The organism is Weissella cibaria (genome assembly GCF_004521965.1).
GTDB classification, from domain to species: domain Bacteria; phylum Bacillota; class Bacilli; order Lactobacillales; family Lactobacillaceae; genus Weissella; species Weissella cibaria_A.
The window spans coordinates 30,292-49,842 of sequence record NZ_SDGK01000070.1; the positions used below are offsets into that span (position 1 = coordinate 30,292).

The window sequence follows — 19,551 nt, forward strand, 5'->3', positions numbered from 1 at the left end:
AGATGTTAGATGCACATGATACCCAGTTAGTGCTGGATTTTATCGCTTGGGGTGTTAAATTAGGTGCATATTCAGATTTGGAAACGGTGTATCGCACTAATTTAGTGTTAGCTGAAATTCAGGCAAATGGGGTGACCACTGGGCTTGTGGGAAATACCGATCGGTTATTAAGTGACTTGGCAACGGATATTTTAGCCTTGATACCTCAGCCGGTTACCGACCGCTGGCAGGCGGAGATTAATCGCGCACGATTGCTTAACATTGTGACGCCGACACCCGATCAATTACAACAAACGTTCATGGCGAAGTATGCGCAAAGTCCAGCAACCGCGGTGGCCTATTATTATGACCTAAGTCGGGTTGTGGAAAATGTGAAAGTTGCTGATATCCAACGTAATATTGCTTATACAGCGATGACAGATTTCGGTGAGTTGGAAATTACAATCAATTTATCTAAGCCAGAAAAGACGACGGCTCAAATCAAAGCAGCTGCATCGGTGCCTAAAAGTGAGTATCCACCCACCGCTTTGGATTATACAAACGAAGGATTTGCTGGTTCGATTAAACAGGCCCCGCGCAGCACCCACCGGTTTATTCGTGAAACAGTGAACGGGCAAACTTGGGGGTGGCATTATTCGCCTTATGCGTATTTTAAAGAGCATGCGATTTTTGTCGATTTTGCGCGTGAAGAGATGAAAATCAACCGGCAAACGTTTGCTGATTTATTGACGTTGGTGGCACGTTATCCGATGTATTTTGTTGGTTCAAATGCCGATTTACCAATCGTGGGCGGCTCGATTTTATCACAAGAACATTTTCAGGGCGGCCGGCACATCTTACCTTTGATGAAGGCACCAGTTGAACGTGAAGTGACATTACCTGCCTTTCCGGCAGTGCATGCTGAAATCCTCAAGTGGCCAATGACAACCATTCGCATTACAGCTAAAACAACGGCTGATATTGTGACGGCTAGTGAATTTGTTCGACAAGTCTGGGCAACGTATTCAGATGACCGGTTAGATATTCGCGCAACCGGTCCGACGGGTGAGGCACAACATACGATTACCCCGATTGCACGGCAAGTCGGCGACCAATTTGAAATGTACTTGGTATTACGAGACAACGGCACTTCAGCCATGTACCCGGATGGTATTTTTCACCCACATCCAGATGTACAACACATTAAGCAAGAGAATATTGGCTTGATTGAAGTGATGGGGCTGGCGATTTTACCTGCGCGGTTACAGACAGAACTTCAGGATATCGCTAACTACTTGGTGGGCGATCAACCGTTAAGTGCAGTTGCATCGAGTCACCGCGCCTGGGCAGCTACCTTGCGTGAGACCGCAACGATTACGCGTGATAATGTGATGACAGTCATGCGCCAAGCTGTGGCCGACGTCTTTATTCGAGTACTCGCTGATGCAGGCGTGTATAAATACGATACGGCTGGCCGTGAAGGACTGATGCGTTTCATTGCGCACTTAACGGCTGCCGGTAAGCAGTGATGATAATTTAAGATATTGCACGAAGAGGCTGAGCCAGAAGTCTCTGTCTCAGCCTCAAAAGCCGCCAATCCCCCGATTCAAAATCGGAGGATTGGCGGCTTTTAAACGTGGTCCGAAAGGCTGACCCCTTAATATAACGTTGTTTGACCCACTCATACCTATACGCTACGCTCTAAGGCAAAAGCGGGTCAAACAGCGTTACCATCGGGTCCAAAGCGCCTTTCGTCTCACTCTCTTTTGCGTATGAACCCGAAAAATGCGCCTTAAAGTCGGATTTCAAGGCTTAAATCCGATTATTTTTCTTATAAATTAAAATTAGATTAAAACAAACTATTGAAAAACTCATAATATCGGCATATTATAAAACAAATCATTTTATAAAAAGTAGGGGTGGCAAAATATGAGCGACGCGGAACTATTAGTTGCAAAAAATGTCAGTGTCAGTTTTAAAATTCACGGCCAATATGTCCAAGCAATCGAAGACGTTAGTTTGTCGGTACGGCCAAATGAGGTTGTGGCTTTGGTGGGGGAATCGGGTTCCGGGAAGTCAACCTTTGCCACATCAATTATTGGGCTACATGATTTAACACTGACCCAGGTAACCGGTCAGATTTTAGTTAATCATCGAGATGTACTGAATTTAGCACCGGCTGAGTGGACACAAGTGCGCGGTGCTGAAATCGGGATGATTTTTCAGGACCCGCTAGCAGCGTTGAATCCGTTGACGAAAATTGGTGACCAAATCAAAGAAGCGTTGGCGGTCCACGATGTTTATCAAGAGTCGCAATACAATGACCGTGTGATTGAATTGCTCAATCAAGTTGGGATTCCTTTCCCAGAACGCGTGGCAAATGAGTTTCCGCATCAGTTATCTGGGGGGATGCGACAACGTGTGGTGATTGCGTTGGCAATTGCGAATAAGCCTAAGTTAATCATTGCGGATGAACCAACTACCGCATTGGATGCTACGATTCAAGCACAAATTTTGGATCTACTTCAGGATATTCAGACTGAAAATGGCGCCGGTATTATCCTCATTACGCACGATTTGAGTGTGGTGGCTGAAGTGGCTGACCGCGTGGCGGTAATGTACGCCGGCCAAATTGTGGAAGAAGCTGAGGTCGGGGAACTCTTCGCCAATCCGAAGCACCCTTACACGCGTTCACTGCTACGGTCAAATCCAAGTTTGGATAATGAATCGGATGAACTTTACGTCATTCAAGGGACTGTACCTGGTTTGACGCACATTGACCACCACCGTGATATGTTTTTGGATCGGATTCCATGGCTGCCAGAAGAGGTGCGCCAAGAACAAGATCCAAAATTGGCCAAGATTACACCAGGTCACTGGGTACGTGGTAATGCATGGCAGGTATTTAAGTTTGCTGACGAGGATTGAGGTTAGATAATGAGCGAGTTATTAAGAGTAGAAAACGTTAAAGTACACTATCCGATCCGAAGTGGGTTTTTCAATCGGGTGACTGATTATGTTTACGCGGCAGACGGGGTAAGTTTCTCAATTGAAGCTGGTAAAACGTATGGGTTAATTGGGGAATCAGGATCCGGTAAGTCAACAATCGGAAAGGCCATTGTGGGATTGGAGCCGATTACGTCAGGGCATATTTATTTTCAGGGCGTTGATATGACAGACGCCAAGAATCGCGCCCATGTTAATTACAATAAGGACGTGCAAATGATTTTCCAGGATTCCATGTCGTCATTGAATCCACGTAAGACCGTGTTTGATATTATTGCGGAACCACTGCGTAATTTTTCAGGGTTAAAAGAAGATGGGCTAGCCCAAGAAGTGCGGCATTTGCTTGATATTGTTGGACTGCCGGCTGAAACGATGTACCAATTTCCGTTTCAGTTTTCAGGCGGACAACGCCAACGTATTGGGATTGCGCGCGCGGTGGCTACAAAACCCAAGTTGATTGTGGCGGATGAGCCAGTTTCAGCATTGGATTTGTCAGTGCAAGCGCAAGTGTTGAATTACATGAAACGCATTCAAAAAGACTACGGCATTGCCTTTCTGTTCATTTCGCACGATTTGGGTGTTGTGCGCCACATGACGGAAAATTTGGCTATTATGCACGCCGGCCGGTTAGTTGAAATTGGCTCACGTGACGATATTTTTAACCATGCCCAACACTTGTATACCAAGCGTTTGTTAGCAGCAATTCCAGAAATTGATGTGTCGAACCGGGCGAAGAATCGTGCCCACCGTAAGGCTATTGAACAAGAATTTCAGGATCAAAAATCAGCATATTATGATGTCGATGGTCGGGCTTTTCCGTTAGTCGCGGTTAGTGACACCCACCAAGTGGCACTGCCTGAATCAATGCTAGAAGGAGAGGGGTTCTAATATGTGGAAAACGATTTTGCGTCGATTGCTGATTATGATTCCGCAATTGTTTATTGTGTCTGTTTTGGTCTTTTTCTTGGCTAAGTTAATGCCTGGTGATCCATTCTCGGGAAAATTCGGGCCGAACACTGACCCAGCCCAAATCGCGGCATTACGTAAGGCTGCTGGTTTGGATGATCCGTGGACGGTGCAGTATGCCCGTTGGATTGGTAACGCGGTGCACGGTAATTTCGGTGATTCTTTCCAGTTGAAGCAACCAGTTGCTCGTGTGATTGGTGCCCGTTTGTGGAATACGGTTTGGCTGTCACTACTGGCCTTAATCGGTACCTATGTAACGGCGATTACGATGGCACTAGTAGCGGCTCGTCGTGAAAATTCACGAACGGATCATGCTTTGGTGGTCTACAACTCATTGATTTATTCATTGCCAGCTTACCTATTTTATTTATTTGGTATTTTTATTTTTGGATACACGCTCGGCTGGTTCCCAACATCGGGAACAGTGTCAGCTGACGCTAATGGCTTCTTCCCGGTCTTGGGTAGTCGCCTGTACCACATGATTCTACCGGCCTTGATTGTGGCACTGATTTCAACAACCAGTACCTTTTCGTACTTGCGTTCCGGTATTTTGGATGAGTCCAAGCAGGACTATGTGAAGTTAGCCCGGGCAAAAGGAGTGCCTGAGAATCGAATTTTCTCACGGCACGTATTGCGTAACGCCTTCTTGCCGATTGCTTCAACGATGGGGTATGCCATTACGGGGATTTTCGGGGGCATGATTATTGCGGAAACGATTTTCTCATTCCCTGGAATTGGGTCATTGTTTGTGCAATCAGTTTTGACGCGTGATTACCCAGTGGTCACAACGCTGGTGCTATTCAACGGTGTCTTAGCTGTGTTGGGTGGATTGTTCTCAGATATTATCATGAGCGCAGTCGATCCGCGAATTCGAATTTCTTAAGGAGGCGCAACAAATGGAACAAGCAAAGAAAACAGCGCCGACGTTACGGAATGCCTTGCGACGCGAATTTCAACAAGATCAAGTGGCTCAGTTTGCCATAATTCTATTATTATTAATGACAGTGGCTATTTTTGTGGGGGCGTTGTTTGTCCCTAAAACGGCTTACACGGACGTCAATATTATGAATCAATACCTACCGCCAATGACAGACGGGCACATCTTCGGTACCGATAATGGTGGTAAAGATATCTTTTCATTGTTGGTGGTCGCCGCGCGTAATTCTTTGACGATTGCGTTTTTCGTAACGGTGCTTATTCTGGCACTCGGTACGATTGGTGGCTTAGTCACGGGTTATTTTGGTGGCGTGTTTGATCTTGTGTTCATGCGATTTATCGACTTTATGACAATTTTGCCAGTGATGATGATTATTATCGTGCTGGTAACGGTTATTCCGCATTACAACATGTGGTCATTGATTATCATTATGACGTTGCTGGGGTGGTTTAATACAGTGCGTTTGATTCGTGCGCGAACGTTAGTTGAGGTAAACCGGGATTATGTCCGCGCTTCTAAGACGTCAGGAACGTCTAATTTGAAGATTATTTTCCGCGAGATTTTTCCGAACTTATCATCATTGATTATCGTTGAAGCCACGTTGATGTTTGCCGGCAATATCGGTCTCGAGACGAGTTTGTCATTCTTGGGCTTCGGTCTGCCAGCGAACACGCCATCACTGGGAACGCTGATTAACTATGCAACTGACCCAGAAACGATGACGGGGAAGCCATGGGTTTGGATTCCTGCGGCAGTGGTGATTTTGCTGTATACCGTGTTGATTATGATGATCGGGCAAGCGCTACGACGAGTGGCTGATCAACGTCAATCACTAGGATAAACGACTAACAGCATCTAAATTAGAATTTAATTAGAAAAATGTGTTGACAATTAAAAAAATCGCTAGTAAAGTCAATGTCAACGAAATATAAGGGAATATATGGGGGTGTTCGTATGAGTAAGGCAGTTAAATGGTTGCTCGGACTAGTCGTTGTGGTGTTAGCGGCGGTTGCAGCGTTCTTCGCGTTCGGTCACGGGAATGATAAACAAGCTGTGAATCATGACAAAGTGGGTAAGTTGCCGGTTGCGTATAACAATCCAGGTAAGGCTATCAAGGGTGGCGATTTGAAGATTGCGGTCGTGTCAGATACACCGTTCCAAGGATCGTATTTGTCGCCATTGTCAGATGATGCGTTGACGACTGAAATGTTCAATCCGACAGGTCAAGGATCATCAGGAATTTTCGCAACTGATAAGCAATTTAAGATTAATGATAAGGGTGCTGCTACGGTTAAGTTTGACGATGACGCTAAGACGGCCACTATTACGCTGAATAAGAAGTTGACCTGGTCAGATGGTAAGCCAGTGACAGCCAAGGACTATGAGTTCACTTATGAAGTGTTGGCAAACAAGGCGTATGGTTCAGATCGTTGGACAGAGTCATTGGCTAATATCGAAGGTTTGTCGGATTTCCACGATGGTAAGACTAAGACGATTTCAGGTATTACCTATCCGGATGGTGAAGACGGCAAGAAGGTAGTGGTTCACTTCAAGGCGATGAAGCCAGGAATGCCATATTCAGGAAATGGCTACTATCTTGAGACGGTTACGCCATATCACCAGATTAAGGATATCGCACCTAAGAAATTGGCATCATCGGAAGCTAATACAACGAAGCCACTGGTTTGGGGTCCATATCAAGTTGCAAAGGTGGTGCCAGGTGAGTCAATTAGGTTGACGCCGAACAAGTACTACTATGGTGAAAAGCCTAAGTTGAATTCAATTACTGAACAGGTGGTTTCACCAACTAAGATTGCGGCAGCCTTCAATGCACACAAGTACGACTTGTCAATTGAGAATATTGCGTCATTGTACCCACAAATTAAGAAGGCCTCTGGCTATAAGATGACGGGGCAAAACCAATTGTACGTCTCAATGGAAGTCTTCAACTTGGGACACTATGATGCCGATAAGAGTGAAAACGTGCAAGACCGTGATACACCTTTGCAAGACAAGCGTGTCCGTCAAGCACTGGGATATGCCTTGAATACGCAACAAGTTATTGATAAGTATTCAAATGGGCTTGGAACACGGGCAACGTCATTAATTCCGCCAGTCTTCTCATCTGTGCAAGACAAAGATGCGAAGGGCTTCCCATTGAACCAGAAGAAGGCCAACGCTTTGTTGGACGAAGCTGGTTGGAAGCTGAACAAGAAGACGGGTTACCGTGAGAAGGATGGCAAGGAGCTTGATTTGGTCTACATGGCTCGTTCAGGTGCACCAACATCAGAAGCGGTTTCACAAAACAACATCCAACAATGGAAGAAGGTTGGGGTTAAGGTCAGCCTTTACGGTGGTCGTTTGACCGACTTTAACAGCTGGAGCAAGATTATCCAAGACGGTACGAGTCAAAAGTGGGATATCACGGATGCGGCTTGGGGCTTGTCATCAGAACCTTCACAAATGGATTTGTTCTCAAAGGCCGCTCCTTACAACTTGGGTCACGCGACGTCACCTGAGTTGACGAAGTTGTTGAATGACATTGACTCTCAATCAGCTTTGAAGACGTCATACCGTAAGGAAGCCTTCAAGAAGTATCAAGAGTACATGAATGATCAAGCATATGTAGTGCCACAAAAGTTTGCTATCGATTACACACCAGTTAATGATCGTGTGGTTGGTTGGACGAAGGCAAATGATGCATACGATCTTTGGGAGAAGATTGGTGTGACCTCAAATGACTTGGCAACCAAGTAATTAGAAATATGAAAAGGCTCGTGACGGTCTGCGTCATGAGCCTTTTTCTTCAGAAAAATAGTAGGAGGGGACGATGAGATTATTCTTTCGTTTGAAATGGTTTATTCGCCTGGAATGGCGTTCGTATTTACTCGGCATTCTAGCACTATTGGGCGTGGCGATGCTTGGTTTAATTCTGCCGATTATGATTGGTCGCTTCGCAAATTTGATCAGTGAGCGGGCGCTAACTGGTACTACGCTCGGACCAATTATCGTCTGGATTGCGATTGCGACAGTTGGTCAATATCTCTTACGATTTGGGTGGTCGTATTTTATTTGGGGGACCTCGGCTCGCTTGGAGCGCTTGATGCGGTTGCGTTTATTGAACCACTATTTGGAAATGGATAAGCCCTTCTTTCAGAAGCACCGAACGGGGGACCTATTGGCCCACGCAACCAATGATATCAATCAACTGCAACGTGTTGCCGGCAATGGGGTGCTGCAATTATTCGATGCGTTGATTACCGGTGTATCAGTCGTTGCCGCGATGGCGGTGGTGGTGAATCCACTCCTGACCATTATGGCAGTGGTGCCACTGCTTGGGATTACGTTGGTGGCGCAACTATTGGGGGGCTCGATCTCTGCCGCCTTTTCAGCAGTGCAGGATATGTTTTCGCAGTTGAATAATAAGACGCAAGAGTCGTTGATGGGCATTAAAGTATTAAAGACTGTTGGTGAAGCTGCTGAAGATACTGCCGACTTTCAAACAAAAATTAAAGATTCAATTCGGGCGACCCGCCATGCCGAACGGTTAGATTCCTTGTTTAATCCCGCCATTACGATTTTAACGGGCATTTCGTTTGTTGGGACAATCATTTATGGTGGATACCTTGTGCAGACTGGGGCGCTGTCAATTGGTAGTTTGATTACTTTTGTCACCTATTTGTCGGCGCTAGTTTGGCCCTTTTTAGGGTTGGGCTTTTTCTTTAATAACTTGCAACGCGGTAATGCAGCCTACGAACGGATTACGACGTTATTGGCTGAACAGCCAGCAACACTGGATAAAAAAGGGCTAAAGCAAGTGCCACGCGGTGACTTACAGATTGATCTAACGACGTTTCAATACCCAGATGCCACTGAAGCGGCATTGCAGAATGTGCACGCGACTGTTCAGGCTGGGAATACTTTGGGACTTGTCGGTCCAGTTGGCTCAGGAAAAAGTACGTTGATTCAGTTGTTGCTACGTGAGTTTGATCAGTATGTCGGTAACATCAAAATCAATCAAATTGATATTCGGGAATATGACAAAGATACCTATCTACCAGCGATTGGTTATGTGCCACAAGATAATTTTTTGTTTTCAACCTCAGTGTTAGAAAATATCCGGTTTGCAGATCCAAATATTTCATTGGAGCGAGTGCAAGAAGCTGCTCGCTGGGCGGCCTTGCATGATGACATTATGAATTTGCCAGACGGTTATGATACACAAGTCGGCGAACAAGGAATTTCATTGTCGGGTGGTCAGCGCCAACGGCTAGCGATTGCCCGAGCGTTGATTATCAACCCGGATATTTTGATTTTGGATGATGCGTTATCAGCAGTTGATGCGAAAACGGAGCAACAAATTTTAACGATGCTCCATAATCAACGCCGAGGCAAGACGACGATTATCGCCACGCACCGGCTGAGTGCAGTCGTTCAGGCGGCTGAAACGTTGGTATTTGAACATGGTCGGGTGGAAGCACGCGGCACACATAGCGACTTAATCCAGCAAGATGGTTGGTATGCTCGGATGTTTGCGGCACAACAGTTATCGGAAAAGCTTGATCAGGAGGTGATAAGCCATGGCTAAACAGAATACGTCCGCGTGGTCTGGTAAGATGACCGCGACGACACAATTTCAAACGGTTCGGACACTATTTCGTTTTATGAAACCGTATGCCAAATATTTTTACGGTGCTTTGATACTGGCCGCTGCCATTTCAGTTGTGAATGTGCTACTACCACGCTTGCTGCAGACATTCATGAACCAGCATCTGCATCACATGTCACCTACGTGGCGGGTACTAATTGTTTTCGCATTATTGTATTTTGCAATCACCTTGGTTAAAGCGGTGGCACAATTCTGCAGTGATTATTGGTTTATGTCGGCTGCTGAATTTATGGTGGAAGATGTGCGGATGAAGCTGTATCGAAAACTACATACGTTGGGGATGCGCTACTTTGATCAGACGCCAGCGGGATCATTAGTGTCGCGGGTAACGAATGACACCAGTTCATTTACAAACTTTTGGCAGCTTTTTTTGACGTTAACGACGGGGGTGTTTGCGATTGTGTCCGCGTTCATCGCAATGTGGTTGACTGATGTTCGAGTGATGCTAGTAACGCTGTTATTCGTGCCGTTGTTGCTTGGTAGTATTTGGTTGTACCAAGTCGTGGCAACTAAAGTGTATCGGCATATGCGGGAAAAGCTGTCGCAATTGAACGCCCAATTGGCGGAAGCAATTACGGGGATGTCAGTGATTCAGCAATTCCGCCAAGAAAGTCGGTTAGCGAGTGAGTTTGCGCAGACAAATAATGCCTATTACCAGGCCCGTGTGCGGATGGTGAAAACAAATTCATTATTGCTGTCGCCGATGGTGGATTTATTGTATGGTGGTGCCATTATTGCAGTGATACTGACGTTTAGTTGGACGAGTCAGTCAGCGACCGTTGCGGCTGGTACGGTGTATGCGTTTTTGTCATATGTGGCGGCGTTTTATAACCCAATTGACTCGGCAATGGATTCGTTATCATCATTTCAAGATGGGGTGGTTGCAGGTAGTCGCGTGTTGTCGGTTCTAGCTGACGATACGTTGGAACCAACGCAGCAAGCACCGGCGAACGGACGTATTACGGCAGGAAAAATTGAGTTTCGGGATGTCAGTTTTTCGTATGATGGTGAGCATGATGTCTTAAAGCATATTAGTTTTGTGGCTGAACCTGGGCAAACAGTGGCATTGGTTGGCCACACAGGTTCTGGTAAATCCTCAACGATTAATGCCATGATGCGTTTCTATGAATTTCAATCAGGTGATATTTTGATTGATGATCAAAGTATTCGGCAATTGGATATGACTGATTTCAGACACCAAGTTGGCTTAGTTTTGCAAGAGCCGTTTCTATTTTATGGTGACATCGCCTTTAACATTAGGTTGTATAATTCGCAAATTACAGATGACCAAATCGAGGCGGCTGCACAATTTGTGCATGCTGATGAGTTTATTCAGCGTTTACCGCAGGGCTACCATGAACCAGTTGTTGAACGGGGAGCCGCATTTTCAACTGGTCAACGGCAGCTGCTGTCATTTGCACGAACAATTGTGCGAGATCCCAAAATCTTGGTGCTCGATGAAGCAACGGCTAACATGGATACCGAAACCGAGACGATTATTCAACAATCCTTGGCGAAGATGCGGCAAGCACGGACGACGATTGCAATTGCCCACCGACTATCAACTATCAAAGATGCTGATTTAATTTTGGTGCTTGATCAGGGGGGAATTGTCGAACGCGGGTCGCATGAAAGTTTACTGGCCCAGCATGGTCGTTATGCTGATTTGTATCGTATGCAGATGGGTGCGGCGTCGGATTAATAAGGGGTAGGCGTTATGTTTCAAGCATTATTTTTAAAGAATCAACAGTTTCGCACGATTGCGGTTAGCCGAGCATTTCAAGCGTTCGGTGCAACCTTGTTCAACTATGCGTTTTTGGTATATGCGGCGGAATTACCGCATGCTAAATTAGCGGTTTCGGTCATTAGTGTGGTGCTGGCATTGCCTAGTATGTTGCAATTTTTCTTTGGAGCAGTTGCTGGTCGGGTGGCAAAACGTATTCAGTGGATTTTAACCACCCGTCTCATTGAAATCGCATGCTATATGGTTATTGCGGTAGTCTTTGCTACAACTACGCCAGGTTGGTTGCCACTGTTAATCATTTTGCCGTTTTTGGTGTTGAATGATGTGATTAGTAACGTGGCCGGGTTGGTTTTGCAGCCGTTAATCAAGCATCTTGTGGTGGATGAACACTTGGAAGCAGCGAACGGGTATATGATGGCGATTAACAATACACTGGCGCTGGTCGGTGGCGTGATTGGGGTTAGTTTGCTGGCGCTTGTGCATCATAATTTCACCATTTTTGCGTTATTGAACGGTGGCTTCTTTCTATTGTCATGGATGAATCTTTTTATTGGGCGCCGGCAATTATTGGTCACAGACCGACAGTTTTCCAATCTCGTTAAACCGGCCGATACACACATGCGTGCGATGATGGTAGCTGGCTTTGCGGTGGTGAAGCAAGATGCGATGATGATTTACATCATTAGTATGGCGGGCCTGGTTAATTTATTGGGAAATGCCGCGCAAGGGTTACTACAACTGTCGGTACTGGCCAATAAACAGATGTGGCACGGTGGTTACGGGACAACATTAGCGCTGCTCGATGCTGGCATAGGTGTCGGTATCGTTGCTGGATCGTCCTTGTTTAATGGCTATTTGCATAAAATCAAATTACCCAGTTTGGTGAACGTGGTATTAATGATGATGGTGATTAATGCACTAGCGGTATTGTTCCTACCCCGGTTCGGTCTATTAATTGTGATTAATTTTCTGCTTGGTTTCGCAATGGGCAAATTGAATCCCAAGTATGGCGCCCTGGTCACACGTATTGTACCGGAAGAATACTTAACAACCGTTGCTGGATTGTTGGGGACGTTTGAAATGATTGGTGTGCCATTGGGTCAAGTGGCTTTCTTAGGAATTGCGAATATCTTCTCAACTACAATGGCATGGTACGGTGTTGTGGGTCTGGGGATTATTCTGATTGGCTATTCCTTTAAGATGATGCAACGAACAGCAAGGATTAATTAACAACTCTTATTTTTCTAATAATCTTAATTTAACACTAATAAAACTGTTGACCGGGTTATTTTTACGGTGTATTATCAGCCTTGAAGAGGTTTGACTAGCCTCTGCTAATGGCGTGAAAACCGCGGTTAGTAAAAAGCGCCTTGACCTTCCCGTTTCCAGGCGCTTTTTTCGTCTGTTGCTGTTGACGAGTGCATGATAAAACGATAGGGTGTTAGGGAGAGGGAAAGTGTTTTAAGGGAGCAATAATATGGAATTTTATAAGCCAGTAGATCACACTGATGATGAAATTAAGGATTTGCTTGCCCAGCCAGGCAAGCAAGTGATGTTCTTACAAGCCGATTGGTGTGGTGATTGTAAGGCAATTAAGCCATTTGTCAAAGATATTAAAGAAGCCGTTGAAAATGTGGGGGCTAGCTGGTTCGATGCTGATCGTGATGCCAATTTGGCAATTGCCCAAGAACAAGGCTTAATGGGGATTCCGGCCTTTGTCTTGTTTGAAGGTGGCGAACAAGTAGCGCACATTGGTAACGGTGAGCGGTTGAATCCAAATGACGTTTTGGCGTGGGTAACTAAAAATATTGCTTAAAAATTAGATGAAGGTTTTCTCATATAAGTGTTGACATTCTAATTTTGGGCGTGTAGTATACAGTTCATCAAGTTAAGACATAAATTCGTTGATGAGAAGAGTAGTGTTACGAACTGATTCAGAAAGCGGTTGGTTGATGAGAAGCCGTTCTGTTCAAGACATGAAGATGAGCTCGGAGAAATGGTGATGGTGCAAGCTGTTGCCACGGCTGGAACCGTTATCTTCCCTGGTTTATCCGCTTGAGTGCGGCGAACTGTAGAGGTGTATTTGGTGACAAATACATAAATTAGGGTGGTAACACGATGAAGTCGTCCCTAGTCAAACGTTTTAGTCTGGCTAGGGACGACTTTTTCTTTTTATCCGCGCATTTATGGGTTGTTAAGAAGATAGATTATTTGATTAAAGTGAGGATATATATTATGGCTATTGAGATTACACGTGCAGAAGCAGATACCTTGGTAAAGACACCTTTGATTTCACAATTGTTGATTGAGTGGATTAAGGGTGAAGAATCGGAAAAGTTCCCATTGGCCAACTTGGCGAATGCGGCGGCTATTTTACAAGAAAACTTGAAGCAAGTTAACTGGGCCGGTTTTTACTTGTACGATGAGAAGATTGATGAATTAATCTTGGGACCTTTCGTTGGAAAGGCTGCGGTTGTGCGCATTAAGCCTGGTTCAGGTGTGGTTGGTGATGCGTTTAGCAAGCAAGAAACGATTCGCGTAGCCGATGTGCACGTCTTTGACGGTCACATCGCTTGCGATCCTGCTTCAAATGCTGAAATTGTTGTGCCATTGACGACAGCTTCAGGTAAGCGTTTGGGTGTCTTGGATATCGACTCAACGGCCTTTAACCGTTTTGGCATTAAGGAACAAGCTGAAATCGAGCACTTTACTAAGATTTTGTTGCAATACATCTAAGCCAAACTTGCTAGACAAGACTGGTATGATAGAACTGCAAAATTAAAAAACGTAGGAGATAGAAATGGCTGAAACATTGCATTATGACGTTGCCATCATTGGTGCTGGACCAGCAGGACTTGCTGCCGCGGAAGATATTGTTGCCGCTGGTAAGACAGTTGTCTTGATTGAAAAGTACCTCTGGGGTGGCACTTGCCCAAACTATGGATGTGACCCTAAGAAAATCCTTTTGGCGGGGGTTGAGGCGAAAGAACACGTTGAGTTTCTGAGCGGTGACGGTGTCGATGGTCAAGTGGCGATTAACTGGGAATCGTTGATGGGCCGTAAGATGCGCTTTACGGAAGCAATTCCTGAAAAGACAGTGCATGCATTGGATGCAAATGGGATTGCGCACGTTTATGGGGCAGCCCACTTCATCAATTCAGATACAGTCGTTGTGCATGGTGATGAAGACACTGAAGTACAAGCAACCGACTGGATTTTGACGGTTGGGCAACGTCCAGCTGAATTGGATATTCCTGGCGCTGAGCTAACGATTGATTCAGAGACGTTCTTGAGTTTGCCTGCAATGCCAGAAGACGTTGTCATTATCGGTGGTGGTTATATTGCGGTTGAATTTGCGTCAATTGCGGCTGCTGCTGGGGCACAAGTGCACTTGGTTGTGCGTGGTAGTGAGTTATTGACTGGTTTCGATGAAGCTTTCGTTGATACGTTGCTTGATCAGTTAGATGATCGTGGCATTCGGGTGTACTTCAACACAGAAGTGACGGAAGTTGCAAAGACTGATGACGGGCTGAACGCCACATTGAGTTTTGGTAGTACGTTGCCAACAAAATTGGTTTTGCGCGCAGTAGGTCGCGTGGGTAACAATGACACGTTGGCCTTGGAAAATGCTGGGGTTGAAGATGATATTCATGGGATTAACGTGGACGATTTCTTGCGGACGTCAAACCCACACATTTACGCGGCGGGTGACGTTGCCAACACAAGCCGACCACGGATTACAACGGTGGGTTACTACGAAGCACGTTACGCAGCTTCGGTGATTTTGGGCCATGATGAGCCAATTATGTATCCGGCTGTACCAGTTGTTGTATACGGGACGCCTAAGTTGGCGGCTGTTGGCGTACCAACGCAATACGCTGAGGCGGATGGCTATTCAGTTCGTGATATCGATATGACCAACTGGTTTACGTATTACAGAACAGGTGAGCCAGCTGCCCGAGCTAAGGTTGTCTTGGACGCAAATAAGAAGTTGGTTGGTGCTACAGTTTTGAGTGCGCATGCCGATGAGTTGATTAATTACTTCACTGAAGCGATTAACAACAAGGACGGGTACCAAGCGATTCGTGATCGTTTGTATGCCTACCCAACGCCGGCGTCAGACTTAGAATACTTCTTCTAAAACTTACTTTTTTGAGGCTGAGACAGTGAATGCTGTCCCAGTCTCTTTTTTGTTTCGAATATGTGACAAATTTAGAGAACAAAAATAGATTAATCATGATAATCTGTAAGTAACAGGATAACGGATGGGGTTCAGATTAATGAGAAAAGGGATGCTTTGTCTGTTGGTGAGTCTGGTGGGAATAATGTCTGTACCGATTATAGCATCAGCAGATACATTATGGTCGATTGGTGATTCCACTGCGGTTGGTTGGGATGGCCATAAAATTGTAACGGCGCCGTATCCGTTGGTAGCAGCGGATAAGTTACATGTGACGGCGCACAATGAATATTCGGTTTCAGGTGCGATGATTTCAGGACATTCGACGTACCAACGTGATTTTTCAGCAACAACGCAACTAATTAGCAAGGACAAGACGTTTAAAACAGCCAATCTTGTGTTGATAGGGTTAGGTATCAACGATTATTTGCACAGTGATAATGCATTACCGGTTGTAATTAGGACGTTACAGCATAACGTGCGCCAATTAAAGGCTTTAGCGCCACAGACAAAGTTTTATGCGTTGATGCCACAAGGGACATGGGAAGACGGGGATACGCTCAATACGATTCGCCTCGGTGGCTATAGTTATTTGCAAGAGAAACAAGCGTTGTTGTTGGCGTATCAACAGTTAGGGGTCAAGCCGATTGATGCCCGGGTGGTTAATAATTTTAACTACCATAAAGAGCTGGGCGATCATACGACGCATCCAACTCAGGCCGCGTATTATAAAATTGGTGAGGCTGTTGCCAAACAAATTGCAGGGGATGGTTACACGGCTAAAACATATACTGGCTGGCGGGACAAGCGCTATTATATCGCTGATAAGTTGGCCAACGGATTGCAAACAACGGTCGAGGGCTATCGCTATTTTGACGATGGCGTTGCGTTAAAAAGTCGGTGGTTAAAGCGGGACGGCAAAACATATTATTTAGCTAAAAATGGTGCGCCTGCGCAAGGGAATATTCTAATTAATCACAAAGTATATGCGATATCAACAACCAGTAACGGGTCAAACCAATTGACGGATACCTTTGCTTCACGCGGCCTTGTTAAGGATGCTTATGTCATGGTGAAGGACGAGGCAGGGCGCAAAGTTGGCTGGCGTTGGATTAAAGACGGACGACTATATACCGGGGAAAAGACAGTTAATTATAAGGTGTATACCTATAAAAATGGTGTGCGCCAAGCGGCCACAGATGGGTTGCCAATTAAGTAATGTCGAACAATTTCTATTTGATTAAAAATAATGTTTGCATTTTTCAGCAAGTTTGCTATAGTAAGTAACAATTAAATATGACGTAATCACTATCGGTATAATTGCTGGAGAATGGCTAGCGAGTTCCTACCTGTTTCCCGAGAGACAGACTACTGATAGTGTTTTAAACGATATTCGTGCACCCATTCTGCATGCTTTTTAAGCGTGAGAGTGGGTGTTTTTTCGTTAGATAACCTGTTGGGGATAGTGGTTGCGACACACATGGAGGGGTTATTTATTATGGAAGCTGTCGCAGGTGTTAAAGCCGAACCGGTCGTGAAGACTAATAAACTACAAGCATTAGTGCTGGGCCTGCAACACGTGCTGGCTATGTATTCTGGTGGTATTCTAGTGCCGTTGTTAATTGGGGCAGCACTGCATTTTACACCACAGCAAATGGCGTACTTAATTTCGGCGGATATCTTTATGACAGGAATTGGCACATTGCTACAGCTAAAGAGTACACGCCTCACTGGTATCGCAATGCCGGTTGTGTTGGGTTCGGCAATTCAGTCGGTGTCTCCTTTGATTAATATAGGTGGCACGTTTGGTATCGGTGCGATGTATGGTGCGACCATTTCAGCGGGGGTCTTTGTATTTTTGATTGCGGGCTTGTTTGCGCGATTACGGGAATTTTTTCCGCCAGTTGTTACGGGATCTTTGATTACGGTGATTGGGTTTGCGTTGATTCCAGTTGGTATTCAAAATTTAGGTGGCGGGGATGTCGCCGCCAAATCATTCGGTAGTCCAGCAAACCTAGCAATTGGTACGTTTACGATTGCAATTATTGTCCTCGTTAGTTTGTTAGCAAAAGGCTTTACCAAGGCCATTTCAATTCTATTGGGGATTGTGCTGGGAACCGGTTTTGCCGCAACTTTGGGTAAAGTCTCGCTAGCACCTGTTGCGGCAGCGTCGTGGTTCCATTTACCAATGCCCTTTTTCTTGGGTGTGCCAACGTTCAATTCTTCAGCGATTGTTACGATGATTATCATTGCGTTGACCTCAATGATTGAGTCAACCGGGGTGTACTTCGCGTTAGCTGATTTAACGAGACGCAAGCTGACAGATCAAGACATGGCAAAGGGATATCGCGCTGAAGGGTTAGCCGTGGTGCTATCTGGTTTGTTTAACACCTTTCCATATTCAACGTTTTCACAAAATGTTGGTGTGGTGCGCTTGTCAGGCGTTAAGACGAAACAACCCATTTACTACGCCGCGGTTATTTTGATTTTAATTGGTTTGTTACCAAAGTTTGGTGCACTGGCGACGATTATTCCAACATCTGTGTTGGGTGGGGCCATGATTGTCTTGTTTGGTACGATTGGCGTCCAGGGAACGACCATTTTGCGCACAGTTGATTTTGGTAAGGAACGCAATTTAATGATTGCAGCCATTTCAATTGGGTTCGGAATTGGTGTCACCGTGTATCCACAAATTTTCCAACAATTACCAGAATTAATTCGTTTAGTGATTGAGAACGCCGTTGTTGTCACATCCGTGTTGGCAGTGTTCTTAAATATTGTTTTACCAGGTCGTGAAAAAGGGGAAGTCACAGCATCATGAAGTTATTAGAAGAACGTATTCAAACAGACGGTCGCGTATTGGGGGCTGAAGTGTTGAAAGTTGATAATTTTTTAAATCATCAAGTGGATCCAGCGCTTATGCAAGCTATGGGAAATGAATTTGCTCGGTTATTTGCAACAGAAAAAATCGATAAAGTGCTGACAGTTGAATCATCTGGCATTGCGCCGGCTGTTTTTGCAGCATTGGCCTTAAATGTGCCAATGGTGTTTGCCCGTAAGAAGCAGTCGTTGACGCTTTCAGGTGACCACTACGTAGCCGATGTCTACTCATTTACAAAACAAGAGACGAATCATATTTTGGTTGATAAGCATTTTATCCAACCGGGCGAGCGATTGTTGTTGATTGATGACTTCTTGGCGAATGGACAGGCGGTGGCGGGGATGCTCCAAATTGCTTCTGACGCAGGTGCCACAGTAGTTGGGGCCGGTATTGTTATCGAAAAGACTTTCCAAAAGGGTCGCGCGCTACTAGATGAACAAGGTGTGCGCGTTGAATCCTTGGCCCGCATCGCAGCCTTTGAAAATGGTCAGGTAGTCTTTGCGGACTAAATTGTTGCTATTTTTTTCTGCTATATATATGCTATATATATAAAGAAGAAAGGTGGTTGTCGTGATGAGTACTGTGAAATTACGAAAAGTTGGTACGTCAAACGTCTTAACTGTACCAAGTGATATTACGCCGAAAGATACAGAATTCGATGTGTTTTATGGCCGTAATGGTGCGATTGTGTATACACCTAGAACCAGCAATCCTTTTTTAGATGAAAAGTATGTTGCAGCACACGAAGGATCGATTGAAGATATCATGTTGGAGGTCGAGTTAGGTGACGAAGAACATTGAGTATGTTCCAGAACAACAAGATTTGGTATGGATTGATTTTCAGCCGTCAAAAGGTAATGAGTTACGTGGACGTCATCCGGCTGTTGTACTAAGTGCTTCGGGGTACACTCGAATGACGGGATTGGTTGCTGTCTCACCGGTAACGCATGGGATAAATAATCGTTTGAAGGAAATGTTCGTACCTGTGATAACGAATTTTGGTATTGACGGATATGTTAATCCGCTACAATTTCATACATTTAGTGTTGTTTCTCGTAACGTCGAATACGCAGGTGGTATTCTTGATGACAGCGCATTTGCAATGGTCATGAAGACGCATCAACAGTTGTTGAATATCTATTAGTGGCAATATTTGAATAATAAATTTCATTGGTTGTTCATAGTGTTT

General features: G+C 45.1%; 17 protein-coding genes, 1 riboswitch and 1 other annotated feature. All 17 genes read left to right on the forward strand.

Annotated elements, in window-relative coordinates:
* The first annotated feature begins 2 nt into the window (after positions 1–2).
* The 17 genes from EST42_RS08400 (at position 3) to EST42_RS08480 (ending at position 19,506) form a co-directional block, all read left to right on the forward strand.
* Positions 3–1,508: a UDP-glucose--hexose-1-phosphate uridylyltransferase gene (locus EST42_RS08400; RefSeq protein WP_134645014.1), complete on the forward strand. Its 1,506-nt coding sequence runs from the start codon at positions 3–5 to the stop codon at positions 1,506–1,508.
* Between the two features lie 400 nt (positions 1,509–1,908).
* The gene (locus tag EST42_RS08405) at positions 1,909–2,907 is read left to right on the forward strand and encodes an ABC transporter ATP-binding protein (RefSeq protein WP_134645015.1); all 999 of its coding nucleotides are present in this window, start codon (positions 1,909–1,911) and stop codon (positions 2,905–2,907) included.
* 9 nt (positions 2,908–2,916) lie between these two features.
* On the forward strand, positions 2,917–3,873 hold the full coding sequence (locus EST42_RS08410) for an ATP-binding cassette domain-containing protein (RefSeq protein ID WP_134645016.1): 957 nt from the start codon (positions 2,917–2,919) through the stop codon (positions 3,871–3,873).
* A gap of 1 nt (position 3,874) precedes the next feature.
* Entirely contained in the window at positions 3,875–4,834 is a 960-nt protein-coding gene (locus tag EST42_RS08415) for an ABC transporter permease (protein WP_134645017.1), read from the forward strand.
* A gap of 115 nt (positions 4,835–4,949) precedes the next feature.
* Complete coding sequence (locus EST42_RS08420) at positions 4,950–5,729, forward strand: ABC transporter permease (protein WP_373566677.1); 780 nt, start codon at positions 4,950–4,952, stop codon at positions 5,727–5,729.
* A gap of 113 nt (positions 5,730–5,842) precedes the next feature.
* Positions 5,843–7,645, forward strand: a complete 1,803-nt coding sequence (locus tag EST42_RS08425; RefSeq protein WP_134645018.1) for an oligopeptide ABC transporter substrate-binding protein — start codon at positions 5,843–5,845, stop codon at positions 7,643–7,645.
* A gap of 73 nt (positions 7,646–7,718) precedes the next feature.
* Positions 7,719–9,476, forward strand: a complete 1,758-nt coding sequence (locus EST42_RS08430; protein ID WP_134645019.1) for an ABC transporter ATP-binding protein — start codon at positions 7,719–7,721, stop codon at positions 9,474–9,476.
* Positions 9,469–11,259: an ABC transporter ATP-binding protein gene (locus tag EST42_RS08435; RefSeq protein ID WP_134645020.1), complete on the forward strand. Its 1,791-nt coding sequence runs from the start codon at positions 9,469–9,471 to the stop codon at positions 11,257–11,259. The genes EST42_RS08430 and EST42_RS08435 overlap by 8 nt, the downstream gene beginning before the upstream one ends.
* A gap of 15 nt (positions 11,260–11,274) precedes the next feature.
* Positions 11,275–12,531, forward strand: a complete 1,257-nt coding sequence (locus EST42_RS08440; RefSeq protein ID WP_134645021.1) for an MFS transporter — start codon at positions 11,275–11,277, stop codon at positions 12,529–12,531.
* A 247-nt stretch (positions 12,532–12,778) separates the two neighbouring features.
* The gene (locus EST42_RS08445; protein ID WP_134645022.1) at positions 12,779–13,117 is read left to right on the forward strand and encodes a thioredoxin family protein; all 339 of its coding nucleotides are present in this window, start codon (positions 12,779–12,781) and stop codon (positions 13,115–13,117) included.
* A 79-nt stretch (positions 13,118–13,196) separates the two neighbouring features.
* Positions 13,197–13,436: a binding site (T-box leader), on the forward strand.
* A gap of 100 nt (positions 13,437–13,536) precedes the next feature.
* The gene (locus EST42_RS08450; RefSeq protein WP_010375208.1) at positions 13,537–14,037 is read left to right on the forward strand and encodes a GAF domain-containing protein; all 501 of its coding nucleotides are present in this window, start codon (positions 13,537–13,539) and stop codon (positions 14,035–14,037) included.
* 64 nt (positions 14,038–14,101) lie between these two features.
* Positions 14,102–15,442, forward strand: coding sequence for a dihydrolipoyl dehydrogenase family protein (locus EST42_RS08455; RefSeq protein ID WP_134645023.1), 1,341 nt, complete (start codon positions 14,102–14,104; stop codon positions 15,440–15,442).
* 184 nt (positions 15,443–15,626) lie between these two features.
* Positions 15,627–16,700 carry an SGNH/GDSL hydrolase family protein gene (locus EST42_RS08460; protein ID WP_167711198.1) on the forward strand — a complete coding sequence of 358 codons (1,074 nt, stop codon included), beginning with the start codon at positions 15,627–15,629 and terminating at the stop codon, positions 16,698–16,700.
* Between the two features lie 73 nt (positions 16,701–16,773).
* Positions 16,774–16,872: riboswitch (purine riboswitch) on the forward strand.
* A gap of 107 nt (positions 16,873–16,979) precedes the next feature.
* Positions 16,980–18,302 (forward strand): nucleobase:cation symporter-2 family protein, encoded by a 1,323-nt coding sequence (locus tag EST42_RS08465; RefSeq protein ID WP_134645025.1) that lies wholly within the window; start codon positions 16,980–16,982, stop codon positions 18,300–18,302.
* On the forward strand, positions 18,299–18,871 hold the full coding sequence (locus tag EST42_RS08470; RefSeq protein WP_134645026.1) for a xanthine phosphoribosyltransferase: 573 nt from the start codon (positions 18,299–18,301) through the stop codon (positions 18,869–18,871). The genes EST42_RS08465 and EST42_RS08470 overlap by 4 nt, the downstream gene beginning before the upstream one ends.
* Before the next feature lie 64 nt (positions 18,872–18,935).
* Positions 18,936–19,163 carry an antitoxin of toxin-antitoxin stability system gene (locus EST42_RS08475; protein WP_134645027.1) on the forward strand — a complete coding sequence of 76 codons (228 nt, stop codon included), beginning with the start codon at positions 18,936–18,938 and terminating at the stop codon, positions 19,161–19,163.
* On the forward strand, positions 19,147–19,506 hold the full coding sequence (locus EST42_RS08480; protein WP_134645028.1) for a type II toxin-antitoxin system PemK/MazF family toxin: 360 nt from the start codon (positions 19,147–19,149) through the stop codon (positions 19,504–19,506). Before EST42_RS08475 ends, EST42_RS08480 begins: the two co-directional genes overlap by 17 nt.
* The last annotated feature ends 45 nt before the right edge of the window (positions 19,507–19,551 follow it).